Genomic DNA, 4,902 nt, shown 5'->3' on the forward strand with positions numbered 1-4,902 from the left:
AACGAGGGCCGCGATTATCTCGGGCTCAAGCTCGACGATCCGAGCTTCACCGCTCCGATCTACGCCAACCTCTTCGCTGACGAGGAAGGCGAGGGCCACAGCCTCATCTGGTCCCGCCCCAACCGCCGTAATAGCGAGTGACTTGGCAGCCGCCTCACCCGGTACCGGGTGAGGCGTCTCCTGCCGGTGATTGCGCAAGCTCGCCTAGGATCGCTTGATTGTAGCGAGGGAACGCGGGAGGACAGCGCCTTCGACATACCGCTGGACCTAAGCCGGCGTCACTAGGTCGGCCTTCATATGCGGTCGGGCGGCATGCAACTGGCGCTTTTTGGCGAAGCCAAGCCAAGCGAACCGCTTACCGCCATCATTCCGTTCGACGGTGGCACACGACCGGCTGCAGGTCATCGAGCGGTTCATCGGCTCGATCCACAGGCAACACGTTCCCGACGCGCGGTTGACTGCGGCGCAGCGCCGGCGCCTGGCCACATGCTGCGATGCCTCGATGGTCTGGAAGAGCAAGTCGCGACCGCCTTGTTCGGTCGCCGACTGGTCAGCACCGCCGACTGGCACGACTCGGCTTTTCGATATCAGACGCATCGTCTCGTGCGCGACGGCCTGAAGATGGTCGAGCGCGGCCATCGCCAATTGCTTCGCGCGCGACGGCGCCGCTCCTGAGGCGTCCCCCCGCCGCCTTGTCCACTTATTGCCCAGGAGTTTGGCCAGCCCGCCCGCGGGGCGACTGTTTCCCGGTCCGGGAGACAGCCTTCGCCGCGGAAACCCCGCCCCGCGCGCGCGAGGTTCTGGCCGACAGCCGCTGTCGGGCCGGGGGGTCGCAGCCGAAGGGAAACATCTATAGGCTGGAAACGACGCCAACAAGGACGGCAAGAACATGGCAGGGGCACCCCCCAACGACGGCGACAGGCCTGCCGACGATAACGCTGAAGGGAAAGCGACGAACAACACGCCCCCCATCGTGGGGATCGGATCATCGGCCGGAGGCGTGGCCGCTCTGCAGAATCTTGTCAGCAACATACCGGCGGACAGCGGCATCGCCTGGGTGCTTATCCAGCACATGGCGCCGGATCGGCCGAGCGAACTCGCGAGCATTCTTGCGCGCAAGGCAGACTTACCAGTGGAGGAGGTTACGCACGATACGCGCATCGAAGCTGACAAGATCTATCTGATCGCGCCGGGGCAAGTGATGACGATCCGAGAGGGCGTGCTGCGGCCAGCGCAGGACGGCGACCCGCTCGCGCGGCGCACCAGCATCGACGCCTTCCTTGTCTCGCTCGCTGAGGATCAGGGGGAGCATAGCGGCTGCGCGCTTCTGTCAGGGGCGGGCACAGACGGGACTCTCGGCCTCAAGGCGGTGAAGGAGGCGGGCGGGCTGACGCTGACCCAGACGCTTCAGACGGCCGAATACGACAGCATGCTGCTGAGCGCCACGCGCACTGGCCTCGTCGATCGCGAGGCCGACGTCGCCGACATGCCCGGGCTTTTCGCCGACTTCCTCGTACGGCGCAAGCCCATCACGCGCGATGTCGAGGTCGAAGATGGCGAAAGGCGCGAGATCTGTGATGTGCTTCGCCGCGCCACCGGTCATGATTTCACCGACTACAAGTCGAGCACGATCGACCGGCGCATCCGCCGGCGAATGCAGATGCAGGGCATCGACACGCTGTCCGCTTACGTCGACCTGATGCGCAACGACCGCCGGGAGCCCGAGCGCCTGTTCCGCGATCTGCTGATCGGGGTCACCCAGTTTTTCCGCGATACCGACTTGTTCGCGGCGCTGGCCGCGAAGGTACTCGGCCCGATCATGGAGAAAAAGACCGAGGACGACGAGGTGCGCGTCTGGGTTGCGGGTTGCGCCACAGGCGAGGAGGCCTACAGCTTGGCGATCCTGTTTCAGGAGGCCCGGGCGCGGATGGAGAGCCCGCCGGAGGTGAAAATCTTCGGCAGCGATATCGACGAGGCCGCCCTGCATTTCGCCCGTATCGGCCGCTATCCGCACAGCATCGCCGCCGATGTCAACGAGGAGCGGCTGGAGCGGTTCTTCGAGAAGGAGGATGGCCACTACACCATCCGTCCGCTATTGCGCGAGATGTGCCTGTTCGCACAGCACAACCTGCTGCGGGATCCACCGTTCTCGCGCATCGACCTGCTCTCGTGCCGGAACGTGCTGATCTACATGAACCCGGGATTGCAGGAGCGGCTAATGCCGGTGTTCCATTACGCGCTCCGGCCCGGTGGCTTCCTGTTCCTCGGCCCTGCCGAGAACGCGGGGCATGACAAGCTCTTCGGTGAATTCGACCGGAAGCACCGTATCTTCCGCCGGATGGGCGAGACCGCGCGGCTGCCCGAATTTCCTATCGCCAGCGGTGACGGCAAGAATCGCCAGGAGATGCAACGGCAGGATGCGGCCACGAAACCTGCCGTAACCGATCCGGCATTCCGCACTGCGCAAAAACTGCTTGAGCGCTATACGCCAGCCTATGTCATCGTCGATGGCGATTTCGAGATCCTCGATGCTTCGACGGGCACCGGCGCTTTCCTCGAGCTGCCGCGCGGCCGGCCGAAGGCGAACCTGGCCGCGATGGCGCGCACCGAACTGGCCGTGGACATCAAGGCGGCCGTCGCGAAGGTGCTGACCTCGGGCGAGCGGTTCGTGCGCGACGATCTAATCGTGGGCCATGGCGACGAGCGCCGTTACCTCACGCTGATCGTGGAGCCGCTGACCGGGGCCGACGCGAGCGAACGCCGTTGTCTCGTCGTCTTTCAGGCGGGAGCCGCCGCGATGGCGCAGACCACCGAGCGGGCAAGGCAGCGAGGAGGCGACGAGGAACTCGTGCGTGCACTGGAGCTGGAGCTTCAGACGACGAAGGAACGGCTGCAGAGCACGCTGGAGGAGTTGGAAACCTCGAACGAGGAACTTCGCGCCTCTAACGAAGAACTCTCGTCGGTAAACGAAGAACTGCAGTCCTCGAACGAGGAACTGGAAACCTCAAAGGAGGAACTGCAATCGATCAATGAGGAGCTTCGCACGGTCAACAATGAGCTTTCGACGCGGGTCGAGGAGCAGAGCCGCGCCAACAGCGACCTGAAAAACCTTTTCTCCAACACCCGTATAGCGATGCTCTTTCTCGATGCGGAGTTTCGCATCCGCAACTTCACGCCGCCCGCCAAGCCGCTGTTCCGGCTGCGCGACCACGACATGGGGCGGCCGCTGGACGAACTCGCCGGCCGCGTCGAGCTCGGATCCCTGAAGGAGCAGGTGGCGGAAGTCATCCGCAGTGGGGAGCAGATCGAGAAGGAGGTCGAGGCGCGAAACGGCGAGCCCCAGACGCTGATCATGCGCATGCTGCCCTATCGCGACGAGAACGACGTGATTCAGGGTGCTGTTCTCACATTCATCGACATCACCGCGCGCAAGCGGTCTGAAGAGCGGCTCTCGGACATGGTGTCCGAGCTGAACCATCGGGTGAAGAACAATCTGGCCAGTGTGCAGTCCATGATCCGTCAGGCGGCCCAACACACAGAGACGAAGGATGAGATACACAAGGTGCTCACAGGCCAGCTACACGCGATGGCCGCGTCGCACGACATCCTCTCGCGCGGCGACTGGAAGGGCGCCAGGCTGCATGACCTTGTCGGCGCCGTCCTGCCCCCCTTCGTGGGCGAGGGGCTCGACGGGCTGAGCCTCCAAGGACCCGAGGTCCACCTGAAGCCTCAGGTCGTGGTCGGGCTCGGGGTGATCCTGCACGAGCTCGCCACGAACGCGTTGAAGTACGGCGCGTGGTCCACCGGGGCGGGACGCGTTTCGCTGAACTGGACTCGGGTCACGACCGACGGCGACGAGCTGAGGATCGAATGGGCGGAAAGTGGCGGCCCGCCCGTTGCGCCGCCGAAGAGCAATGGTTTCGGCCTCAACTTCGTCTCGCGGTCTACCCAGCACGAACTTCGTGGCACCTGCCAGCATGAGTTTCCCTCCGCTGGCTACCGCTGCGTTATAACCGCGCCTGCGAAGGCCATGTTGTTGGATCGCGATGAAAATCGCTGAGGCCCGCTCATCGCCGCGCGAGACCGAGCGCGTCGAGCGCAGCAAAGAGAGCGGCCTCCGTCAGCGGTTTGTGCAGAACCTGGCACTCTTTAAAGCGCTCGGGCACTTCCACCCTGGAATAACCGGTCGCGAGGATGAAAGGAACGCCATGCTCGTGAAGCAGATCGGCGACCGGCCAGACGCGCTCATCGCCGAGGTTCACGTCGAGGACCGCGCCGTCAAGGTCGTTCTGCCGCACTGCCAACAGCCCTGCCTCGACGTTGGAGACCGGCCCGACAGGCACGCAGCCGCACTCGCCGACCATGTACTCGACATCCATTGCGATGAAGAGGTCGTCCTCGATCACGAGGATTCGTGGCTTTCGATTTTCAATTGAACCCACGTCCCGTTGCCCTCAAAGAAAACTAACCGGTTCGCCACAAGAAAGTTCCCACGTTCGTAGGCCAGCCGTCGCTACCATGAACTGCTGCTGGCGACGTCGAAAACCGACCGGCTGCAGTCTAGGACGAACTTGGTCTAGACATAGTTTTCGAGGTAAATGATTGAGCATGTCCGCTGGCTTCATCTGGAGAACGTTGGACCCCGGTTCCGTCTCCTCCGCCGGAGAAGCCGCAAGCCAGGAGCCAGGCAACAAGCCGGTCCGCTTTCTCAAGGCCACCAGCAAGGCGAGACCGTCTGGCGTCGGCCCAATGACATGTCCGCTATACACGGGCGCTCAATAGCAAAAGCCGGCATTGGAGCGCGTGTCTGGACCAGCTTCGACAGATCCAGCAACGGCATTACCAGTCATGACGCGAAGCCGAGGCCGATCCCATGCGCGATCGCCAGATGGATCCAGGCTC

The 4,902-nt window shown here is 63.6% G+C and carries 4 protein-coding genes; 3 read left to right on the forward strand and 1 reads right to left on the reverse strand.

The window, feature by feature from the left end; translation table 11 throughout:
• The 3 genes from LB535_RS28720 to LB535_RS28730 all read left to right on the forward strand — a co-directional run.
• The coding region (locus tag LB535_RS28720; protein ID WP_224634576.1) for a DUF736 domain-containing protein at positions 1 to 141 on the forward strand (141 nt) is incomplete at its 5' end.
• A 345-nt stretch (positions 142 to 486) separates the two neighbouring features.
• Positions 487 to 675: a DNA -binding domain-containing protein gene (locus LB535_RS29135; protein ID WP_411969624.1), complete on the forward strand. Its 189-nt coding sequence runs from the start codon at positions 487 to 489 to the stop codon at positions 673 to 675.
• A gap of 214 nt (positions 676 to 889) precedes the next feature.
• Entirely contained in the window at positions 890 to 4,060 is a 3,171-nt protein-coding gene (locus LB535_RS28730; RefSeq protein WP_224634574.1) for a CheR family methyltransferase, read from the forward strand.
• 7 nt (positions 4,061 to 4,067) lie between these two features.
• On the opposite strand, the gene LB535_RS28735 is transcribed toward LB535_RS28730, so the two are convergent.
• A complete protein-coding gene (locus LB535_RS28735; protein ID WP_224634575.1) occupies positions 4,068 to 4,406 on the reverse strand; it encodes a response regulator in 339 nt (112 codons plus the stop codon).
• Positions 4,407 to 4,902 lie beyond the last annotated feature (496 nt).

The organism is Mesorhizobium sp. CA10, from assembly GCF_020165285.1.
Taxonomy (GTDB): domain Bacteria; phylum Pseudomonadota; class Alphaproteobacteria; order Rhizobiales; family Rhizobiaceae; genus Mesorhizobium.